Here is a 20,390-nt window from a genome sequence, read left to right as displayed (position 1 = left end):
CTGCTTCAAGCAAAGGACGCGTTTCTGGACACCACCGCCCGCCCCGCCCCGCTGCCGCGTCGTATCGGCTTGCTGGGCGGTACTTTCGACCCGATCCACGACGGCCATCTCGCGCTCGCGCGCCGGTTCGCCGAGCTGCTCGGCCTGACCGAACTCGTGCTGCTGCCCGCTGGGCAGCCGTACCAGAAGCGCGACGTGTCGGCCGCCGAGCATCGGCTCGCGATGACGCGCGCGGCCGCCGGTTCGCTGTCCGTGCCGGGCGTGACCGTGACCGTCGCCACCGACGAGATCGAGCATACCGGCCCGACCTACACGGTCGAGACGCTCGCGCGCTGGCGCGAGCGGATCGGCCCGGACGCGTCGCTGTCGCTGCTGATCGGCGCCGACCAGCTGGTGCGCCTCGACACGTGGCGCGACTGGCGCAAACTGTTCGACTACGCGCACATCTGCGTGTCGACGCGCCCGGGCTTCGAGCTCGGCGCGGCGCCGCCGGACGTCGCGCAGGAAATCGCCGCGCGGCAGGCCGGCGCCGACGTGCTGAAGGCCACGCCGGCAGGCCACCTGCTGATCGATACGACCCTTTCGTTCGACATTGCCGCGACCGACATCCGCGCCCACCTGCGCGAATGCATCGCGCGCCATGCGCAAATGCCCGACGCGTCGGCCGAGCATGTGCCGGCCGCCGTATGGGCCTATATTCTTCAACATCGCCTCTACCATTCCTGAATCCATGGATATTCGCAAACTGCAGCGCGTGATCGTCGACGCCCTCGAAGACGTCAAGGCGCAAGACATCAAGGTGTTCAACACCAGCCACCTGACCGAACTGTTCGACCGCGTGGTCGTCGCTTCGGGCACCTCCAACCGCCAGACCAAGGCCCTCGCGTCGAGCGTGCGTGACAAGGTCAAGGAAGCCGGCGGCGACATCGTCAGCTCCGAGGGCGAAGACACCGGCGAATGGGTGCTCGTCGACTGCGGCGACGCGGTCGTGCACATCCTGCAACCGGCCCTGCGCCAGTACTACAACCTCGAGGAAATCTGGGGCGACAAGCCCGTGCGGATGAAGCTCGGCGGCGGCAAGGGGAACGGCTTCGCCACGGCCAGCGAAAGCGACGACGAAGAAGAGGAAGCCGCGCCCGCACGCCCGGCGCGCAAGACGGCCGCCCGCCGCCGTTGAGCCCCGGGTCGTTACGCCTCTTCCGATGAAGCTTTTCATCCTTGCAGTCGGCCACAAGATGCCGGGCTGGATCGCATCCGGCTTCGACGAATACACGAAGCGGATGCCGCCCGAACTGCGCATCGAGTTGCGCGAGATCAAGCCCGAACTGCGTTCGGGCGGTCGCAGCGCCGAAAGCGTGATGGCGGCCGAGCGCCAGAAGATCGAGGCCGCGTTGCCGAAAGGCGCGCGCCTCGTCGCGCTCGACGAGCGCGGCCGCGACTGGACCACGATGCAGCTCGCGCAGGCGCTGCCCGGCTGGCAGCAGGACGGCCGCGACGTCGCATTCGTGATCGGCGGTGCTGACGGGCTCGATCCGGAGCTGAAAGCGCGCGCCGACACGCTGCTGCGCATCTCGAGCATGACGCTGCCGCACGGGATGGTGCGGGTGCTGCTCGCCGAACAGCTTTACCGGGCGTGGAGCATCACGCAGAATCACCCCTACCACCGCGCATGACGTGTCGTCCTCGAGACGCGCGACACGCGCGCTCACCGAGATAACGACACCATGCCGTCCAGCACGTCCCCCGCGCTTTTCCCGACCCTTTACCTCGCTTCGCAAAGTCCGCGCCGCCAGGAGCTGCTGCAGCAGATCGGCGTGCGCTTCGAGCTGCTGCTGCCGCGCCCCGACGAGGACGCCGAAGCGCTCGAAGCCGAGCTGCCCGGCGAAGCCGCCGATGCCTACGTGCGGCGCGTGACCATCGCGAAGGCCGCGGCTGCGCGTGCGCGCCTCGTCGCGAGCGGCAAGCCGGCCTCGCCGGTGCTGGTCGCCGATACGACCGTCACGATCGACGGCGCGATCCTCGGCAAGCCGGCCGACGCCGACGACGCCCTCGCGATGCTGACGCGCCTCGCGGGCCGCGAACACGCGGTGCTGACCGCCGTCGCCGTGATCGATGCCGACGGCGAACTGCTGCCGCCCGCGCTGTCGCGCTCGTCGGTGCGCTTCGCCACCGCGTCGCGCGACGCGTATGCACGCTACGTCGAATCGGGCGAACCGTTCGGCAAGGCCGGCGCGTACGCGATCCAGGGGCGCGCGGCCGAATTCATCGAGCGAATCGACGGTTCCCATTCAGGTATCATGGGTCTGCCCCTTTTTGAGACTGCCGCGCTGCTACGCACCGCGCGCGTCGCCTTCTGAACCCACCATGAACGAAGAAATCCTGATCAACCTCACGCCGCAGGAAACGCGGGTCGCACTCGTCCAGCAAGGCGCGGTGCAGGAGCTTCACGTCGAACGCACGCTGTCGCGCGGGCGGGTCGGCAACATCTATCTCGGCAAAGTCGTGCGCGTGCTGCCCGGCATGCAGTCGGCGTTCATCGACATCGGGCTCGAGCGCGCGGCGTTCCTGCACGTCGCCGACATCTGGCATCCGCGCCTCGCGGGCGAGCCGCAGTCGGGCACGCCGCACCAGCCGATCGAGAAGATCGTGTTCGAAGGCCAGACGCTGATGGTCCAGGTGATCAAGGATCCGATCGGCACGAAGGGCGCGCGGCTGTCGACCCAGGTCAGCATTGCCGGCCGCACGCTCGTCTACCTGCCGCAGGAGCCGCATATCGGCATCTCGCAGAAGATCGAGAGCGAGGCCGAACGCGAGGCCGTGCGTGCGCGCCTGACGGCCGTGATCCCGCCGGACGAGAAAGGCGGCTACATCGTGCGCACGATCGCCGAAGATGCCACCTCCGACGAACTCGCGGGCGACGTCACGTACCTGCGCAAGACCTGGGCGACGATCGTCGCGCAGGCGCAGCGGCTGCCGGCGACGAGCCTGCTGTACCAGGATCTCGATCTCGCGCAGCGCGTGCTGCGCGATTTCGCGAACGACGACACGACGCGCATCCAGGTCGATTCGCGCGAGACGTACCAGCGCCTCTCGGAATTCGCGGGCGAGTTCACGCCGGCCGTGAGCCCGAAGCTGCACCACTACACGGGCGAGCGGCCGCTGTTCGACCTGTACAACATCGAGACGGAGATCCAGCGCGCGCTGTCGCGCCGCGTCGACCTGAAGTCGGGCGGCTACCTGATGATCGACCAGACGGAAGCGATGACGACGATCGACGTGAACACCGGCGGCTACGTCGGCGCACGCAACTTCGACGACACGATCTTCAAGACCAACCTCGAAGCCGCGCATACGATCGCGCGGCAGCTGCGGCTGCGCAACCTCGGCGGGATCATCATCATCGACTTCATCGACATGGAGAACGCCGAGCATCGCGACGCGGTGCTCTCCGAGCTGAAGAAGGCGCTGTCGCGCGACCGCACGCGCGTGACGGTCAACGGCTTCTCGCAACTCGGGCTCGTCGAGATGACGCGCAAGCGCACGCGCGAATCGCTCGCGCACGTGCTGTGCGAGCCGTGCCCGACCTGCCAGGGCAAGGGCCAGGTGAAGACGTCGCGCACCGTGTGCTACGACATCCTGCGCGAGATCCTGCGCGAGTCGCGGCAGTTCAACCCGCGTGAATTCCGCGTGATCGCCGCGCAACAGGTGATCGACCTGTTCCTCGACGAGGAATCGCAGCATCTCGCGATGCTGATCGACTTCATCGGCAAGCCGGTGTCGCTGCAGGTCGAGTCGAACCTGAGTCAGGAGCAGTACGATATCGTGCTGATGTAGGGTTTACCCCATATCACCTCATATCGCCAACCTCCCCGAAAAGCCTTGCCTAGCAAGGCTTTTTCATTTTCAAAGAATTTTCCCGTATCATCCGGCGTCACGGAAGCGCGCCACAAATGGGTAGCTAGATGGGTAGCTAGAAGCGCAATTGCTCTGAAGCGGATCGTACATGGCGAAAAGAGAATCGAACTTACTCACAGACGTACAGCTTCGGAAGTGGCTGCGCGCGGGCGAGCCTGTCTCCAAGTCAGACGGCAACGGCCTCACATTCACGCTGTCCACAGCCGGCACCGCAGCATGGGTACTACGGTTTCGACATGGCGGCCGTCGCCAAGAGCTGACGCTCGGCCGCTACCCTGACCTCCCACTATCGGCCGCACGCGCAGCCGCGGCTAAGCGACGCGTCGCCGTTAGCGAAGGCATCAACCCGGCCGATGAAGTGCGCAAGGTCAAGGCGCGGAAGGATTGGACTGTTCGGCAGGTCGCAAAGGATTACCGCGAAAAAGTACTCAGCACGTTCGCGAACAGCACGCAGCGCAGCTACGGCCGCAATCTGAAGCGCGTCGAAAACGGCATGGGGTCGATGTCAGTTCAGTCTGTTGGACCCGCTGACATCGTGGCCGAGATCGAGCGCCACCAACTTGGATGGGTCGAGACTTTCACGCTCTGGTGCGTGCTGCGTGGCCTGTTCAAACATGCGACCGGCAAAAAGATCATCGCCGCCAATCCATGCGCAGGCATCCAACTCGATGCAATCATCGGGAAGCGACCCGAAGTGAAACAGCGATTAATGCTGACCGACGACGAGCTACATGTCCTGCTGAACGCGAAAATGCGCGACGTGAACCTCTACGCCGTCAGGATCGCGCTTGCGACCGGCGTGCGAATCTCAGAGCTATACACCGCATTCCGGCGGGACCTACACCTCAATGAGGCGCGCTGGCACGTTCCAAAAAGCAAGACCGGCCCGGAAATGGACATTCCGCTCGCGCCCATCGTGATCGAGTGGTTTGAACGCTTGCTCGATCTCGCTGGAACGTCGGAATACGTCCTGCCAGCCCGATTGAGCAATCGCATTGATCGGCACGACGGTGACACGCACGTATCGAAAGACGCAATTCGGGAGGCGATCGACTACTGGATCGAGCATCACGCCCCCGCGATTCGCCGTTTTACGCCTCACGATCTTCGAAGCACGATGAAGAGCCACATGCGCCGGCTCAAGGTGTCGCGCGACATTTCGGAAATGTGCTTAAACCACAAGGTTCCGGGCGTGGAAGGTATCTACGACCAATATACGTATTGGGACGAGCGACGAGACGCGCTGGAGCTATGGGCGGCGTACCTGACGACACGTATGCGTGGACTCGAATGGAATGTGACACCGATCAAGCAGTCGGCATAATGGTTTGCTGCGCCTAGTTCGACGGAACGAAAGCCGAGTGCCCTACCCGGCCGGCGCGGCTCCTTATTAGGGCTTTGCTACAGGGCAAGCATGAAAACGCGATCTAATTTCGTTAGTTTCCCAACCGAATTCGATCTTCGAAAATATGAAGACTGCGAGAAATTCGGATGGGCTGAGTGGTATAGCAACCTCATGGTGCGCACGCTTCGGCTCGACACCATTCGGAAGCACGTCGACTTCTACGGCGAAGAAATGAGAAGCGGCTTTCGTCACTGGTTTGAAGCACCCCTTGTAAAAAGCCTTGAAATCAAAGAGGGCGATGGATACTCCAAAAATATTAACCGGTCTCAAGTGAAGGATGTAACGGCGCTGGATTACCTAACAGGTCAATCAATTCTTTACAGCGACGACGATAGACATAAACCGTACCTGAATGCCGTGAGGACTATTGAACGTGAGTGGTCAGGAGACGGATCAAACGTTGATCCGAATGCGGTAGCGGCTGCGCTCGATATCCTCGACACTCCAGCATGGAAGATGGTTTCAGAGTGTGGGGTAAATTTGATGGGCGAAATCAGCGCTACCGTAGACTTATATGCCTCAGAAGAGAAGTTGATCGACGACTTCCGGCGTTGGCTCCGGAAAACTCGTAGTGCCCTAGGCATCCCGGATATGAAGAAACGCTTCAGCGCTGATGATTTTCGGGAATGGCATAAATACAGAATCCTTGCATATCTCGACCTCTTGTCGTGGGCGCAGCTATTTGGGCACACGCCAACCAACCAGCAATTTGGCATCGCCTTATTTCCTGATGAATACACAGTTAATCTCGCCGACCGCATGAGGAAGACTGTAGCGCCGACCGCACTCTCGCTCGCGACGGCGACGACGATGGACGCTCTGTTTGGACAGGCTCTTGAGGAAGTGGAACGAAATAATCAAAAAAACATTCCGGATCAATGATCGGGGGGATCGGCTCCGGTGCTTTTATCGCCGTCCATCGCTCCGGCGCGCCTTGGGGATCAACTCACTCCGGCGTCGGCATTGCGATCTTGGATGACTAGGTTATCGTGAAATTGTGCTAAATAATCCGTATCGCCCGTCGCATTCTGGATCACGACGGCGCGATACCCTCCGGGCAGTATCGCGTCGTGCTTATGGAGCGATACTGATGTCTCAACTCGTAAACTTTACGCTCTCGAAAGCGTTCGTTTCTTTCGATTCCCTGCCGAACTCCGCGCACGTCGACGTGCGCGCCGTCGCCGGCCTCTACGGTTGTTCAATTCCGACTGTCTGGCGGCGCGTCGCTGCTAGACTCATCCCTACTCCGAAGAAGTTCGGCCATTCCACGCGCTGGAATGTCGGCGAACTCCGCGCAACCCTGATGCCGGAGGCCGCCTAAAATGAGCGCAAAAAAAATGGCCGACCCGCAGGTCAGCCAAGGCAAAGAGAATCTCAATTCGAACGCAAATGTTAACACGACACTCTCGGTCAAGCCGCTCGGCAAAATCGAACACGTGTTGCTCGAATTGCGTCGCGGAATCTCGCTGAATCGTTTCGACGCCGAACGTATAGGCGACCACTGCCTGAATACAACCATCTCGACGCTGCGTGCGGAAGGCTGGCCCATCACGGGCGAATGGGAAACCGTACCGACCCGCTTCGGCAAGACGGTGCGCGTGCTGCGTTATCGTCTGACCGGCTACCAATACCCGGCGGGAGACGCCGACGAAATAGCCGTGATCCTGAGCGAAGAGGGCTCCGCATGATGCGCCCCTTCAAAAAGCTCTTGCCGTCCGTAAACCGGCGCGCGTATACTTTTACGGTGGCTGAAACAACAGCCGCCCGGATTGGCGTCCGGAAATTGTTGGCGGACGACCGCCGTGTGCGGTTTTTTTACGTCCGTACGCCTTCGCGCACCTTTTCTACGGGTGGGCCTTGGCGGGGGAGCGCTTGCGCTCGCCGGTGCCAACGTTCCGGTACGCCAACCCCGTCATGCGCCCGCCCACCCCGATTGGCGTCGGGGAGCGGGCTTTCAACACCAACGTTGGAGGCCGCTATGCGTCCTAACGCCCTTGCTCGTCCCGAGCAAACACAATCCCCCCTCGAAATCATCCGTATCGCACTGCGCGATGCTGCGCTGTCTGACCGTCCGAACGACGCTATCGACGTTCTCGGCACTACCCTGCTCCAACTGGCCGACATTGCCCGCGCGGAGGTGAGTCATGCGTAACTCAACTCACGACACAATTTATACCAAGGCGAGCCAGCTCGAAGCGATGTTGAACGTGGTTTCCATAGCAAACGAATATGCCTGCGACGAGCTGGACGCAACCACCAGAAGCAATTTCTCGTGGGTGATGATTGAACTCGTGGAGGGGATCAAGGCCGCGCTCGATGCTGACGTGGAAGTTGACACCCGCCGCAACGCCAAATGTCGGCGTATTCATGACGCTGAGTTGTCCTCACGAGGTGGTGCATGACTTTACAGACCGAAGAAGGCCGCATCCGCGCCGCGTTGAGTCACGTCCCGGCAGATTCCCGCGATACGTGGGTACAGATGGGCATGGCTGTAAAGGCCGAACTTGGGGAAGCAGGCTTCGACCTCTGGAACGCATGGTCGGGCGGCGCGGACAGCTACAGCGAGCGGGACTCCGCGACCGTCTGGCGATCGTTCAAGGCTGGCGGCATTACTATCGCGACTCTGTTCAAAGAGGCAATCAGTCACGGCTACCGCGAAAGCGAGCCGTTAAAGTTGATCGACGCCGACGAACTCGCGCGACGCAAGAGCCAGCGCGAGCACGAAGCGCGGGCGGCCGCTGCGCATCACGAACGCACGCAGGCGGAGGCAGCAGAGAAAGCCGTCGACCTGTGGGGCAAGGCCGGCAATCCACACGGCGACCATGCCTATATCCGCGCCAAGAAGATCAAGCCCTATGGGGCGAAGCAACTGCGCGACCAACTCGTATTGAAGGTTCAGGACGTAGACGGCGCACACCATTCGGCGCAGTACATCCAGCCGGACGGCTCCAAGGCGTTCCAGACCGGCGGACGTATCAGCGGTTGCTTTGTCGCCGTGACTGGCGGCGCGAAGCCCGGTAACGACACTCCCCTGCTGGTGTGCGAGGGATTCGCAACTGCCTGCTCGTTGCACGAGGCTACCGGCTATCCGGTAGCGGCTGCGATGAACGCGGGGAACTTGATGGCCGTGGCGAAGGCATGGCGGGCAAAGTATCCGCGCCTGCGTATCGTGATCTGCGCGGATGACGACACGGCGACCGCTGGCAATCCGGGTATGGCGAGGGCAAGGAAGGCGGCGCGCGTCATCGACGCACAGATAGCTGTTCCCGACTTCGGCGCCGACCGCCCGGAGACAACAACGGACTTCAACGACCTGCACGCGCTCAGCGGATTGGAGGCGGTGCGGGCATGCGTAGACGCCGCTACCGCGCCCGGCGGCGTCGGCATTCCCGGCGCGTTGACCAAAGCGCGCCAATCCGTCGTGCTTACGTCGTTCGCGAACATCAAGCCCGAAGCCATTCGCTGGCTTTGGCCGGACTGGCTCCCGGAAGGGAAGTTGACGCTTCTCGCAGGCTCGCCGGGAACCGGTAAGACCACGCTCGCACTCGCCCTGTCTGCCGCCGTCTCGCGCGGCGGTAAGTGGCCGGATGGATCGATCTGCCAGAACCCCGGCAACGTGCTGATCTGGTCAGGCGAAGACGACGCTAGCGATACGCTCGCACCGCGACTGCTGTATGCCGGTGCAGATATGAGCCGGGTTTATCAGGTCGGCGGCCGCGTCGACGAAAGCGGCGAAATCATGCCGTTCGATCCGGCCCACGACATTCCGCTGCTGGCCGAGCGACTGGCCGAAATCGGCGGCGCGAGCCTGCTGATTCTCGACCCGATTGTTGCTGCGGTTTCCGGGGATGCGCATCGCGTGAACGATGTACGCCGAAATCTGCAATCGCTTGTCGATATGGCGAGCGCGTACCGATGCGCGGTGCTTGGTATCAGCCACTTTGCCAAGGGCACCAAGGGCAGTTCGCCAGCTGAGCGCGTCATCGGGTCACAAGCGTTCGTGGCTCTGGCTCGCATGGTGCTTGTCGCAGGCAAGGATGAGACAGCCGAGCGCCGCATCCTCGCGCGCGCGAAATCCAACATCGCACCGGACGAAGGCGGCGTTTCCTACACGCTTGAACAAGGCGAGATCGAAGGCATCCCAAGCAGCCGCGTTGTATGGGGTGAACTGATCGACGGATCGGCTCGCGACATTCTTGGTGACGTTGAGCGGGACGACGAGGAACGAACGGGGCTCGATGACGCTTGCGAGTTTCTAGCCGGCCTGCTGTCGGATGGGCCAGTTCGAACGCGAGTGCTGAAAGCCGACGCAGACGGGGCCGGGCACAACTGGAAGATGATGCAGCGTGCCGCATCGAAGCTCGGCGTTGAGAAACGCAAGGTCGGCATGAAGGAAGGATGGGAATGGGCGCTCGCGAAGGAGACAGCCCGCGAAGAAGACACGAAGAATCCCGCTCTCTATACCGTGTCCCCTTCGGCAATTCATGTCCCCTTCGGCTCTGGCAAGGGTTTGCGGGCGGTCGATTTTGGCGATTTTCCCGAAGGGGACATTGCCAAGGGAGTGTCGCCTTCGGTGAATTCTTCGGTTTCTGACGCCGGAGGTGATGTATGACGCCCCTCGAAATCTGGATCGAGTGCCGTCGCAGCGGGATCACCCTGACCGTCGACGGCGACCGGTTTACATGGCGCGGCCCCAAGGATGCTGCCGCCCGACTGTTGCCCGCCATGCGCGCCAATCGGATCGCGTTGCGCGAGTGCGCCCGTGAACTGAACGGCCTGCCTCTGGAAGACGGCCCGTTCCTACCATGGGGGCCGTATATGACTCCCGAACTCGTGACTCAATGGCAACGCGAGTTGCATGACGCGGTAACGGAACTGGCGCGCCTGGAGCGCTGGCCGGATCGTGACTTTGACCATGTGGTGTCGTGTATCGAGCGACAGCCGCTGTCGACGCTACGCCCTGACCTGACCTATTTCACAGAACGGCTCGCGGCGGCGCGGGCCAGCATCAAAACGGAGAAGAAGAATGAACAGCACTGAGAAAGTTATTGCCGACTACCAACTTGCTGTGAAGCGCCTGTTTCAAGCGGCGTTCGATCAATTGCGCGTCGAAGACCCCGAGTATTACGGCTCATGCTCGCTCGTGCTGGCATCGGGCGGCGCGGTTGAACTGCGTAGCTGTGCGCTGCCAGGCAGCGTGTTGGAGACAGCTATCAGCGTCGTGGACGCGGCGGGCGAGCGGTCGGAAGTGTGTCGCATTGCGGCCGATTCGCTCATCCATTAAGGATAACTTATAATATTGACAAGTGCTATTTGTTGTGCATCCGCACGACATAGAGGCGATATCACAGGCGGTATGCCGTGCCCTGCCGCAATCACAACAACCAGTTTTTAGAAGGCTTCATATGCAATCGAATTCGCAAGTTACTCGTGGTATCAAATCCGTCCACGCCCAAGTTGGCTTGCCGGACATCAAGGCACTCATCGAAGGCGTTGAATCGGGGTTCAAGGCGTTCAAGGAAAAGAACCAAGCGGAAATGGACGAAGTGCGCGGTGCCATCGACAAGATGACGATCCGGCAAGCTGGCGGGGAGATGCTCGGCGGCGCGCGTGATTCCGATGCACAGCAGGAAGAGCAGCCGGTTCACGCATCGACCGGCCTCCGTGGCTCGCAGATCGGCGCGTTCTATCGCAATCGCGCTCAAGCGGCGCAGCGCGGCGCATTCTCCCCGGCAGCCAATTTCGGTATCGCGGACTTCATTCGCGCCGCTGCTGGTATGTCGGGCGTCCCCGAGGGTGCGCGTGCGGCGCTGTCGGAAGGCGTGGGTAAGGACGGCGGCTATGCGGTGCCGGACCTTGTGATGCCCGCGATTCTGGATGCGATGGTGAGCTCATCGGCAGTGCTGGCCGCTGGCGCGAGCATTCTGCCGCTTGGCGCTGCAAAGAGCTTGACCATTCCGGCTGTGGATCAACTGCCGAAACCGGCATGGCGCAACGAGAATGACCCGCTGGAAATCGGTGGCCCGACGTTCCGCGCCGTAACAGCCACGCCGCGTTCGCTCGCAATCGTGGTGCCGATCAGCCGCGAACTCCTGGCCGATGCTGACGACATGGATCGGGCCGTGCGACAAGCGCTCGCGCAAGCGTTCGCCAAGGCATTCGACCGCGCCGCGCTGGTTGGCTCCGGTAAGACTCCCGAGCCGTTGGGCCTGTACGGCATGACGAACGTACAGAAGATCAAGCAGACCGGCTCCGCGTTCGCGTATGCCGACATGCTGGCCGCGTATCAAGCGCAACTGGACGCCGATGCGCCCGCGCCCACGTCGATCATCATGGCGCCACGTACGCTGACCGGCCTTGCTGGTCTGGTCGACACGCTTGGTCAACCGCTCAACGCTCCGGCGCTGCTGGATGGTGTAGTGCGCCGTCCGTCCACTGGCGTTCCGACCAACCTTGGCGATGGCGCTAACAAGTCGCTGGCGTTTATCGGCAACTTCAACACGGTCCAATTCGTGATGCGCGAAAACTTCAATGTCCGTCTGCTGCCGGAGTTGCCGGGTTCGAACGGTCAACTCGCGTTCATCGCTCACGCGCGTTTCGACGTGGTGGCGAACTACCCGGACGCAATCACGGTGATTGAAGGCGTTACGAGCTAAGGCATACCGGCGGCGCGCTGCCTGACGATGCTCTGCTGGCACGGCGGCGCGAGGTTGCGTAGGCCCAAGCGAGGCGGCGCGGATGGCATAGCGCGCCGCTCGCGCGGCCGCAGGCACACCCGCACAGGGGGAGGGGGTAGCAAAAGTTTTCGGCTTTCTTCGACCGAGACCGACCGCTCCCGCACGCGCGGAAAATTTTCACATTTTCGAATTTTGTTAATTAACAAAATCCGCCGGAAAGCCATAGCCAGAAAGCCTTCAGCAGACTCTTCGCGTCGCGCAATGTTAATGGCATTAACATCACAAGGCGCCCCCTCTGTGGCACCACATACACTCCACCCCGACCCGACCCGACCCGACCCGACCCGACCAATCAATTTGACAATAACTTCAAATACGCACCGGCGGCCGATATCGAGCGCCGATTAACATCACGGCCCCAGCAAAGAAACACATCCCCGGCATTACGTAGAGCCAGCCGCTTGCCTTGGTGGAATGAACCATCCACGCCATCGCAACCCCAAGCACACCATAGCAAAGCGCACCACCGTATCTTGTGTCAAAAAACACCTCAAATTTTCGCCATACCGAAGCAAAAGGTAATTTCGAACTGAGAGGCACATTAAACGACTGGAGCATAATACCCTCCTCAATTGATCGAACTCCCTTTATTTTCCCGGCAACAGAGAATTTTTCCTCGACAGCCCCAGTATGGACAATTTGCGCAACAAAATAATCGCCATTATCAAGATAGTCGAAATTTATACGATATTCGACCGAACCCGGCACATAAGCATCGTCCGTTTCTGGCAAGCATCCTTCGCTCGATGACTGGGTCATCTGTATATCCAAGACCTGCACACCTTGCGGAAATTCAATGCGCAATGGGTCGCTCTTCGCAATATCAGCCCCATTAATCGTGCTGCGCCCCTTATTCCAAAATACCAAATTTGTCACACAAATTCTGTCTTGAGCCACTCCCTTATATCTCAACTCAAGGCCCTCAAGCGCGCTGTTAACCTTTTCAATAAGAACCTTTGTTTTTACTCCATACATCGGCTCCTTATCTCGCTTCGCCTTGAAATAAAATATTATCGATGAAACCAGAGAAATCACACCGACAATCGCTATCGCCAAAACAACCCACGGATTGGTAATGATTTTTTGCACTATAACTTCGTTCATTTTTTAGCCCCGGTTCATAACAACACCCGCATTATTGGGCAACCTTTATGCCGCCCCCCTTCATCGGCGGCTTTCTCCCGCTGCCAATTTTTCATCAAGTGCCTAGGCGGGTTGAAGGGCCGCGTCCACTTGCTCGATGGGGATAAGCCCGCATTTGTTGAGCTTGAATGTGCCGTGCTTGACCATCTTGCTAATCGTCCAGCGACTCAATCCCAGCATCTCTGCGGCTTGCTGCATCGTCACTTGAGACGGTCGGGGACGGCGCGCGCTGAAAAGCTCGAACGCCTTGATGGCTATCTTCATTTCGTCGGTCATGTCGTCTTTTCCGTCTCTAACGTTTAATGGTTTGGAGTTGGCCCGTTACCAGTGCGATTCTCGCTGAAAGTCCCGACCCAACCCACCGAGGATTTCTCATGATGGTAAGAATTTCCGCAACGAAGAGCAGAATTGCAAGAGCCAACTTACCCTGTATCATCCTGTTTCGTCATCAATGGGTAGCCAGATGGGTAGCTAGGAAGAAATTTAGCCTGCGGCACTTTCCCAACCCATTGACCTTAAACAGAAATACGAACAACCTCAAGACAGTACGATATCGTGCTGATGTAACGTTCCGTCCATCCGCCGCCGGCATCGCCGCGCGGCGCTTCGATGCGGCACCCGGGCCGCCCGCGCATGCTCCGCGCCGGCACCCGCCGCCGCCCTTTCTACCTACCCTTTTCGCATTCACCACACACCATGAGCCAAGGCCACAACCGCCGCCAGCGCAAGAAACTCCACATCGGCGAATTCCAGGAACTCGCGTTCAACGCCACCGCGCATTACCGCAACGAAATGACCGACCTTGAGCGCGGCGAACTGATCGACGCGTTCATCGACTTCGTCGAAGCGAACGGGCTGCTGACCGTCGCGTCGGCAGACGAAGGCATCGGCGCTTACGTGATTTCCGGCGCGCCGCGCGGCACGACGACCGACGCCGACCGCGAGCTCGTGCGCGGCTGGCTGGCCGCACGGCCGGAACTGACCGACGTCAAGGTCAGCGAATTCAGCGACGCGTGGTATCCGGAAGCCTGAGTTTCCGGTTTCATCGCCCCTCGCGCAGCGCCCGCGCCTGCCCGCCGCCACGGCGGGCCAGGCCGGCGCGGCGCCTCTCTCCTCCGCCCTCCCCCTTCGCCGTCGCGCGACACCCGCGCCAGCGGCACCCACTCACACGATTCGCGCCGCGTCGACGGTGATTACCCCGATTTCCGCAGTGAATCGGACGCTTACTTCAATTTAACGATCATTAAAAGACGGATCGCACCGGCGGACCTACTCTGATCGCCAGGAATCCGGTGTTTTCCGGCGCGATCGGCAAGCAAGGCGAAAGAATGCAAACCGCCCGCCCGACAGGTGTTCCGGATTCCGATACGGGCGAAAACGCGACACGGCGACAGGTCAATCAGGGAGACAACCAACAACGCGCCAGCCGCTTCCCCATCGCAGCGACGACACATCGGCGCACGCGAAGGCCGCCTGACCCCACTCTCCAATGAATACGAGGACGACATGGATACGCCGATCACCCATCAGGCAGGACTCCGAATGATCATGATCGCGGCCGGCGTTGCAGCGCTGATGTCGCTGTCCGCGTGCGGCGGCTCCGGCTCGCTGAGCCAGGGCACGGGCGGCACCGGATCGGGGTCGGGCGACACGACGGCCACGACCGGCGGCACCGGCAGCGGTTCCGGCGGCACGCAGGCCAATTCGGTCGGCCAGACGACCGCGGCGTCGAGCAACATCGTGACGGCCGCGGGCGGCACCGTGTCCGGCGTCGGCACGATGATCGCAGGCCAGTCGCTGCCCGGCACGAACGCAGCGACCACGCAAGGGCTCGGCACCGTCGTACAGGACGCCGGCGCCGCCGTCACGACACTCGGCACCGGGCTCGGGTCGGGGCTCGGCCAGCTCGGCGCATCGTCGAACCCGGTCGGCACGACGGTCGCGAGCACCGGCGGCGTGGTCACGAACCTCGGCGACGCGGTCGCGGCGACCGGCGGCGTCGTGTCGAGCCTCGGCGCCAACGGTTCGGCGCTGGCACCGCTCGCGCCCGTCACGTCGCCCGTCGGCAGCGCGGTCACGACGCTCGGCAATACGATCGCAGGCGGCGGCGCGACGCTCGGCACGCAGTTGTCGACCGGCCCCGTCGCGCAGGTCACGGGCGCCGCCAGTTCGGCGATCACGCCGATCACCACGCAGGTCGGGTCGGTCACGCAGACCGTCGCGTCGAGCACGCCGCTCGGCGCGCCGCTCACGAACCTCGTGACGACGGTCGGCAACGGCGTCGCGAACGCCGGCACGACGATCGCGAAAACCGGCGGGAATCCGGTGACGACCGGCGTCGGCAACGTCGTGACCGCGACCGGCAACACGGTGGCCACCGCCGGCACGACGCTGCTGGGCGGTGGCGGCGCCGCGACGAGTCCGCTCGCGCCGGTCACGGGGCTTTTGTCGACGGGCGCACTCGGCAGCGCGACGGGCGGCAGCAACCCGGCAGGCGCGCTCACGTCGGCGGTGGGCACCGTGACGGGAGCGGTGTCGGGCGCGGCCGGCGGCTCGCCCGTCGCGGGGCTGACGGGCGGCAGCGGCACCGGCGCGCTCTCGAAGACGGGCGGCGGCGTGCTCGCACCCGTGACGACGACGCTCGGCGCACTGGTCAAATAAGCGGCGACAGGCACGGCGCCCGCATCGTCACCGACGATCGGGCGCCGTGCCTCTGCCTCTGCCTCTGCCTCTGCCTCTGCCTCTGCCTCTGCCTCTGCCTCTGCCCCCGTCTCTTCAGAAGCCTCTGCCTCTGCAGAAGCCCCACCCTCGACCGGCATCTGACCGCTTGCCCCACCCCGCGATCCCTTCCTTTTCCCGACAGTCCGCCTCCAGCTAGCCATCGAAATCGGTCCTGAAAGCAAGACACGTTAAAATCTCACCTCGCGTGGTGCGCCGCCCGCACCCGCCATCCATCGCCAGCCGCGTGCCCTCGGGCCGCCCCCGACCCATGGAGTGAGTGTCAATGAGCGGCGGACTTCCGTTTCCCGCATCCCGCAAGTCGTTTCCGTCCTCGACGGTCTTCCTGATTCTCGCCACCGCCGCGCTGCTGTCCGGCTGCGGGCTGTTGCCGGTCCAGAATCCGCCCGCGCCGATCAGCGAGGCGCTCGTCGAGCCCGTCGAGGAAACCGCCGGCGAACCGCTGACGATGCCGCCCGTGCCGGCCCCGACGCGCCCGGAGGAACCGGAAGCGCCGAAGAAGCCGCACCACGAAGTCACGCGGCCGAAGCCCGTGCAGCGGCCCGAATCGCCGACACCGCCGCCGCCTCCACCCGCGCCGATCGTCGCGACGCGCCCGCTCGACCGCACCCAGATCCATGCGCTGCTCGACAGCGAAGTCGCGCGACGCAACGGCAAAGTGATCGGCCGCGCGGTCGACATGGTGACCGACGCGAGCGGCAAGCCGCGCGAGATGATCGTCAACCTGCAGGGCTTCATGGGCGTCGGCGACCGCAAGGTCATCTTCCCGTGGAACGTGTTCCGCTTCACGCCGGGCGGCAAGCAGGAGCCGATCGTGCTCGACGTGCCGTCGGGCGACCTGCCGCCGGCCGCGCGGCCCAAGGCCGTGCCGCTGTCGGGTTCGGCCGCGGCCTCGCCCGCGACGAGACTCACGCTGCTCGACAGCGACGTCGAGCGCTCGAACGGCACGAAGATCGGCCGCATCGTCGACGTGCTGATCGACCGCGCCGCGCAGCCGCAGGCTGTCGTGCTCGACCTCGGCGGCCTCGTCAATACCGACCGCCGTTCGATCGCCGCGAGCTGGGGCGCGCTGCGCTTCGTCACGCGCGACAAGGCGCTGCGCCCGCAGCTCGACCTGAACGACGCACAGATCAAGGCATCGCCGCCCTACGCGGCCGACAAGCCGATCGTCGCGGTCTACCCGCCCGTTACCCCGGCATCGGCGCCGGCTTCGTCTGCGAGTGCGACCCGATGACGATCAAGCATTCCGTCAGCGTACGCAGTCTCCGGTCCCTCGACTGGCTCAACTTCTTCGTTGCAAACGTTCAAACAGGGTTCGGTCCGTTCATCGCGTCCTACCTCGCGTCGCACAAGTGGACGCAGGGCGAGATCGGCATGGTGCTGTCGATCGGCACGATCAGCGCGATGGTCAGCCAGGTGCCGGGCGGCGCGGCCGTCGATGCGCTGAAGAACAAGAAAGGCGCGGCCGCGTGGGCAATCGCGGCCATCATCCTGTCCGCGGTGCTGCTCGCGTCGAGCCCGACGATCGTGCCGGTGATCGCCGCCGAGGTGTTCCACGGTTTCGCAAGCTGCATGCTCGTGCCGGCCATGGCCGCGATCTCGTTCTCGCTCGTCGGCCGCGCCGACCTCGGCGACCGGCTCGGCCGCAACGCACGCTGGGCGTCGATCGGCAGCGCAGTCGCGGCGGGCCTGATGGGGCTCACCGGCGAATACTTCTCCGCGCGCGCGGTATTTTGGCTGACCGCCGTGCTGGCGCTGCCCGCGCTGTTCGCGCTCGCGATGATCCAGCCGACGCACGAGGTGATCCCGCAGTCGTCGAAGCCCGACGACCACGACGAACCCGGCGAACGCGAAACGCTGCTCGAACTGCTGCGCGACCGCCGGATGCTGATCTTCGCGGCGTGCGTGGTGCTGTTCCACCTGTCGAACGCGGCGATGCTGAACCTCGCGGCGGGCGAAGTCACGGCCGGGATGGGCGAGAACGTGCAGCTCGTGATCGCCGCGTGCATCATCGTGCCGCAGGCGATCGTCGCGATGCTGTCGCCGTGGGTCGGCCGCTCCGCGCAACGCTGGGGGCGCCGGCCGATCCTGCTGCTCGGCTTCTCGGCGCTGCCGGTGCGCGCGCTGCTGTTCGCGGGCGTGAGCAGCCCGTACCTGCTGGTGCCGGTGCAGATGCTCGATGGCATCAGCGCGGCGGTGTTCGGCGTGATGCTGCCGCTGATCGCGGCCGACGTCGCGGGCGGCAAGGGCCGCTACAACCTGTGCATCGGGCTGTTCGGGCTCGCGGCCGGGATCGGCGCGACGCTCAGCACGGCTGCGGCCGGCTATGTCGCCGATCACTTCGGCAACGCGGTCAGCTTTTTCGGGCTTGCCGCCGCGGGCGCGCTCGCGGTATTGCTGGTCTGGCTCGTGATGCCGGAAACACGCGTCGAAAACGGCGACGCGGCTGCCGACGAACCGGCCTCCGCGTCGCCCGGACAGGCGCACTGACGCCCGCGCGCCACCGTTACCCGCTTTTTGGCCAACGCATGATGGATACGATCAGGACACTCAACGAAGCCCGCCAGCAGATCCAGCAGTCGATCTTCGATCTGTTCAAGGGGCTGTCATTCAGCGAACGGCTCGCGCAAGGCGGGCTGATGGCGCTGCAGGCCGTGTGCGGCGCGTGCCTCGCGTATGTGATCGGCCGCGCGCTGCACACCGAGCAGGCCGTGTGGGCGGCGATCACCGCGATCGCCGTGACGCAGCACAACTACTCGGACACGATGTCGCTGTCGCGCGACCAGTTCATCGGCGCAATGGTCGGCGGCGTGCTCGGCTTCGCCGGCGCGGCGCTCGGCGGCGACCGCCTGGTCGCGTATGCGATCACCGTCGCGGTCGTGATCGTCTGCTGCTGGTGCCTGAACGTAGGCAGCGCGGCACGGCTCGGCGGCGTGACCGCCACGATCGTGCTGCTGTTTCCGGGCAACGGCCCGCTGTGGGACATTCCGCTGATGCGGCTCGGCGAGGTGACGCTCGGCACGGTGTGCGCGCTGGGCGTGTGCTGGGTGATGTCGAGAATCGAGCGCCGCTGGTTCCGCCACGCCGCGGCAAAGTGACGCGGCGGACCAGCTGCCCGGCGCGCATCGCGGCATCGCGATTCGTGCCGGGGTATCGGCCAGGTCAGTCGCCGATCCGCAGCACGATGCCGGAACCGATCTGCACCAGCAGGTGATCGCCGCCGACGCCGACCCATTGATAGCCGCGCGGCGGCGGGCTGAGGTGATAGCCGCGCCAGTCGTCGATCACGTACTGGCGATCGCGGAACTCGGGGGGCAGCCGGTCGCCCTTGTGCCACTCGCGGCGCGGCTGGTCGGCCCAGCGTGGCGGCACGTCTTCGACGCGGCCGGGCCCTTTACGCATGTCGTGCTTGTCATGACCGTACGCATGGCCATTGCCATGATCGCGCCCCTGGTCGTCCTGTTGTGCGCTGGCCAACGTCGGCGCCGCCAACGCGGCGGCCACGAACAAAACGGCAAGAATCGGGTGCTTTGTTACCATCATCCACCTCCCGTCGAACCGCCGGCGCCGGGATGACGCCGCGGCCGTACAAGGCTAGCACAGCTCGCCAGGCCCGCCAGTTGCGCGGCTTCACGCACGAGGCAGCGGGTATACTCTCGCTCACCTTCGATCCGTACGATTTTTCATGGCTGAACCTACGCTCGGCGTCGCCATCATCGCCCACAACGCCGCACGCCGGCTCGCGCAATGCCTCGGCGCGCTGTCGTTTGCCGACGATATCGTCGTCGTCGACGGCGGCAGCACCGACGACACCGTCGCGATCGCCCGCGCGCATGGCGCACGCGTCGTCGTCGCGACGGACTGGCCGGGCTTCGGGCCCCAGAAGAACCGTGCGCTCGACGCCCTGTCGACCGACTGGGTGCTGTCGATCGACACCGACGAAGTCGTGTCGGACGAACTGGCCGCATCGATCCGCGCGGCGCTACGCGCGCCGCAGGCCGACATCTATGCCATCGACCGGCTGTCCGCTTTCTGCGGGCACTGGGTGCGTCATAGTGGTTGGTACCCGGACTGGATTCCGCGCCTGTTCCGGCGCAGCGCGGCGCGCTTCTCCGACGACCTGGTCCACGAGCGCCTCGTGTACGACGGCCCTGCCGCACGGCTCGACGGCAAGCTGCTCCACTATTCGTACGACGACATCGAATCGGTATTGCGAAAGCTCGACGCGTACTCGAGCGCCGGCGCCCGCCAGCGGCGCGCGGCCGGCGAGCACGCCGGCATCGGCAAGGCCATCCGGCGGGGCTTGTGGGCGTTCGTCCGCACCTACCTGCTGCGGCGCGGGTTCCTCGACGGCCGGGCGGGATTCATGATCGCGGTATTCAACGCGGAAACGGTCTACTACCGCTTCCTGAAACTGGCGCACGATCGTACGCCGCCGTCCGGCCGCTGAA

General features: G+C 63.5%; 23 protein-coding genes. 20 read left to right on the top strand and 3 right to left on the bottom strand.

The features are described from left to right. The 14 genes from LGN19_RS21215 to LGN19_RS21150 all read left to right on the top strand — a co-directional run bounded on the left by LGN19_RS21215 (window position 1) and on the right by LGN19_RS21150 (window position 11,976). A complete protein-coding gene (locus LGN19_RS21215) occupies window positions 1-726 on the top strand; it encodes a nicotinate-nucleotide adenylyltransferase (RefSeq protein WP_226217015.1) in 726 nt (241 codons plus the stop codon). A gap of 4 nt (window positions 727-730) precedes the next feature. After that, on the top strand, window positions 731-1,177 hold the full coding sequence (gene rsfS / locus LGN19_RS21210; protein WP_105818712.1) for a ribosome silencing factor: 447 nt from the start codon (window positions 731-733) through the stop codon (window positions 1,175-1,177). Between the two features lie 25 nt (window positions 1,178-1,202). Further along, complete coding sequence (gene rlmH / locus LGN19_RS21205; protein WP_011352746.1) at window positions 1,203-1,673, top strand: 23S rRNA (pseudouridine(1915)-N(3))-methyltransferase RlmH; 471 nt, start codon at window positions 1,203-1,205, stop codon at window positions 1,671-1,673. Between the two features lie 51 nt (window positions 1,674-1,724). Further along, window positions 1,725-2,357: a Maf family protein gene (locus LGN19_RS21200; protein WP_122945930.1), complete on the top strand. Its 633-nt coding sequence runs from the start codon at window positions 1,725-1,727 to the stop codon at window positions 2,355-2,357. Between the two features lie 7 nt (window positions 2,358-2,364). After that, window positions 2,365-3,834 (top strand): ribonuclease G, encoded by a 1,470-nt coding sequence (gene rng / locus LGN19_RS21195; protein ID WP_069248507.1) that lies wholly within the window; start codon window positions 2,365-2,367, stop codon window positions 3,832-3,834. A gap of 169 nt (window positions 3,835-4,003) precedes the next feature. Beyond that, entirely contained in the window at window positions 4,004-5,239 is a 1,236-nt protein-coding gene (locus LGN19_RS21190) for a tyrosine-type recombinase/integrase (protein WP_226216966.1), read from the top strand. 90 nt (window positions 5,240-5,329) lie between these two features. Next, window positions 5,330-6,202: a DUF6387 family protein gene (locus LGN19_RS21185; protein ID WP_226216964.1), complete on the top strand. Its 873-nt coding sequence runs from the start codon at window positions 5,330-5,332 to the stop codon at window positions 6,200-6,202. Between the two features lie 208 nt (window positions 6,203-6,410). Further along, on the top strand, window positions 6,411-6,641 hold the full coding sequence (locus LGN19_RS21180; protein ID WP_226216962.1) for a helix-turn-helix transcriptional regulator: 231 nt from the start codon (window positions 6,411-6,413) through the stop codon (window positions 6,639-6,641). A 1-nt stretch (window position 6,642) separates the two neighbouring features. Next, window positions 6,643-7,008, top strand: a complete 366-nt coding sequence (locus LGN19_RS21175; RefSeq protein ID WP_226216960.1) for a hypothetical protein — start codon at window positions 6,643-6,645, stop codon at window positions 7,006-7,008. Window positions 7,009-7,464: 456 nt separating this feature from the next. After that, window positions 7,465-7,722 carry a hypothetical protein gene (locus LGN19_RS21170; protein ID WP_226216958.1) on the top strand — a complete coding sequence of 86 codons (258 nt, stop codon included), beginning with the start codon at window positions 7,465-7,467 and terminating at the stop codon, window positions 7,720-7,722. Continuing rightward, window positions 7,719-9,932, top strand: a complete 2,214-nt coding sequence (locus tag LGN19_RS21165) for an AAA family ATPase (RefSeq protein ID WP_226216956.1) — start codon at window positions 7,719-7,721, stop codon at window positions 9,930-9,932. Before LGN19_RS21170 ends, LGN19_RS21165 begins: the two co-directional genes overlap by 4 nt. Next, window positions 9,929-10,360, top strand: coding sequence for a hypothetical protein (locus tag LGN19_RS21160; RefSeq protein ID WP_226216954.1), 432 nt, complete (start codon window positions 9,929-9,931; stop codon window positions 10,358-10,360). Before LGN19_RS21165 ends, LGN19_RS21160 begins: the two co-directional genes overlap by 4 nt. Further along, window positions 10,347-10,604, top strand: coding sequence for a hypothetical protein (locus LGN19_RS21155; RefSeq protein WP_226216952.1), 258 nt, complete (start codon window positions 10,347-10,349; stop codon window positions 10,602-10,604). Before LGN19_RS21160 ends, LGN19_RS21155 begins: the two co-directional genes overlap by 14 nt. A 121-nt stretch (window positions 10,605-10,725) precedes the next feature. Further along, entirely contained in the window at window positions 10,726-11,976 is a 1,251-nt protein-coding gene (locus tag LGN19_RS21150) for a phage major capsid protein (protein WP_226216950.1), read from the top strand. 390 nt (window positions 11,977-12,366) lie between these two features. Here LGN19_RS21150 and LGN19_RS21145 read toward each other — a convergent pair whose 3' ends face one another. Continuing rightward, entirely contained in the window at window positions 12,367-13,161 is a 795-nt protein-coding gene (locus LGN19_RS21145; RefSeq protein WP_226216948.1) for a hypothetical protein, read from the bottom strand. A gap of 102 nt (window positions 13,162-13,263) precedes the next feature. Next, complete coding sequence (locus tag LGN19_RS21140; RefSeq protein WP_226216946.1) at window positions 13,264-13,476, bottom strand: helix-turn-helix transcriptional regulator; 213 nt, start codon at window positions 13,474-13,476, stop codon at window positions 13,264-13,266. Between the two features lie 420 nt (window positions 13,477-13,896). Between LGN19_RS21140 and LGN19_RS21135 the strand changes: the two genes are divergently transcribed. From LGN19_RS21135 to LGN19_RS21115, 5 genes are all read left to right on the top strand, one after another. Further along, window positions 13,897-14,232, top strand: a complete 336-nt coding sequence (locus LGN19_RS21135; protein ID WP_089440694.1) for a YggL family protein — start codon at window positions 13,897-13,899, stop codon at window positions 14,230-14,232. A gap of 474 nt (window positions 14,233-14,706) precedes the next feature. After that, window positions 14,707-15,861 (top strand): collagen-like triple helix repeat-containing protein, encoded by a 1,155-nt coding sequence (locus LGN19_RS21130; RefSeq protein ID WP_226216944.1) that lies wholly within the window; start codon window positions 14,707-14,709, stop codon window positions 15,859-15,861. 343 nt (window positions 15,862-16,204) lie between these two features. Beyond that, window positions 16,205-17,173 (top strand): PRC-barrel domain-containing protein, encoded by a 969-nt coding sequence (locus LGN19_RS21125; RefSeq protein WP_174963327.1) that lies wholly within the window; start codon window positions 16,205-16,207, stop codon window positions 17,171-17,173. After that, on the top strand, window positions 17,170-18,429 hold the full coding sequence (locus LGN19_RS21120; protein ID WP_122945935.1) for an MFS transporter: 1,260 nt from the start codon (window positions 17,170-17,172) through the stop codon (window positions 18,427-18,429). Before LGN19_RS21125 ends, LGN19_RS21120 begins: the two co-directional genes overlap by 4 nt. A gap of 41 nt (window positions 18,430-18,470) precedes the next feature. After that, a complete protein-coding gene (locus LGN19_RS21115; RefSeq protein ID WP_122946737.1) occupies window positions 18,471-19,037 on the top strand; it encodes an FUSC family protein in 567 nt (188 codons plus the stop codon). Between the two features lie 64 nt (window positions 19,038-19,101). On the opposite strand, the gene LGN19_RS21110 is transcribed toward LGN19_RS21115, so the two are convergent. After that, entirely contained in the window at window positions 19,102-19,479 is a 378-nt protein-coding gene (locus tag LGN19_RS21110; RefSeq protein ID WP_374104188.1) for an RcnB family protein, read from the bottom strand. A gap of 145 nt (window positions 19,480-19,624) precedes the next feature. Here LGN19_RS21110 and LGN19_RS21105 point away from each other — a divergent pair, with 145 nt between their 5' ends. Further along, entirely contained in the window at window positions 19,625-20,389 is a 765-nt protein-coding gene (locus tag LGN19_RS21105; RefSeq protein WP_226216942.1) for a glycosyltransferase family 2 protein, read from the top strand. Window position 20,390: the final 1 nt, after the last annotated feature.

This window comes from Burkholderia sp. AU30198 (assembly GCF_020419825.1).
In the GTDB taxonomy this organism is placed as follows: Bacteria; Pseudomonadota; Gammaproteobacteria; order Burkholderiales; family Burkholderiaceae; genus Burkholderia.
This window is presented reverse-complemented; position numbering and strand designations above follow the sequence as displayed.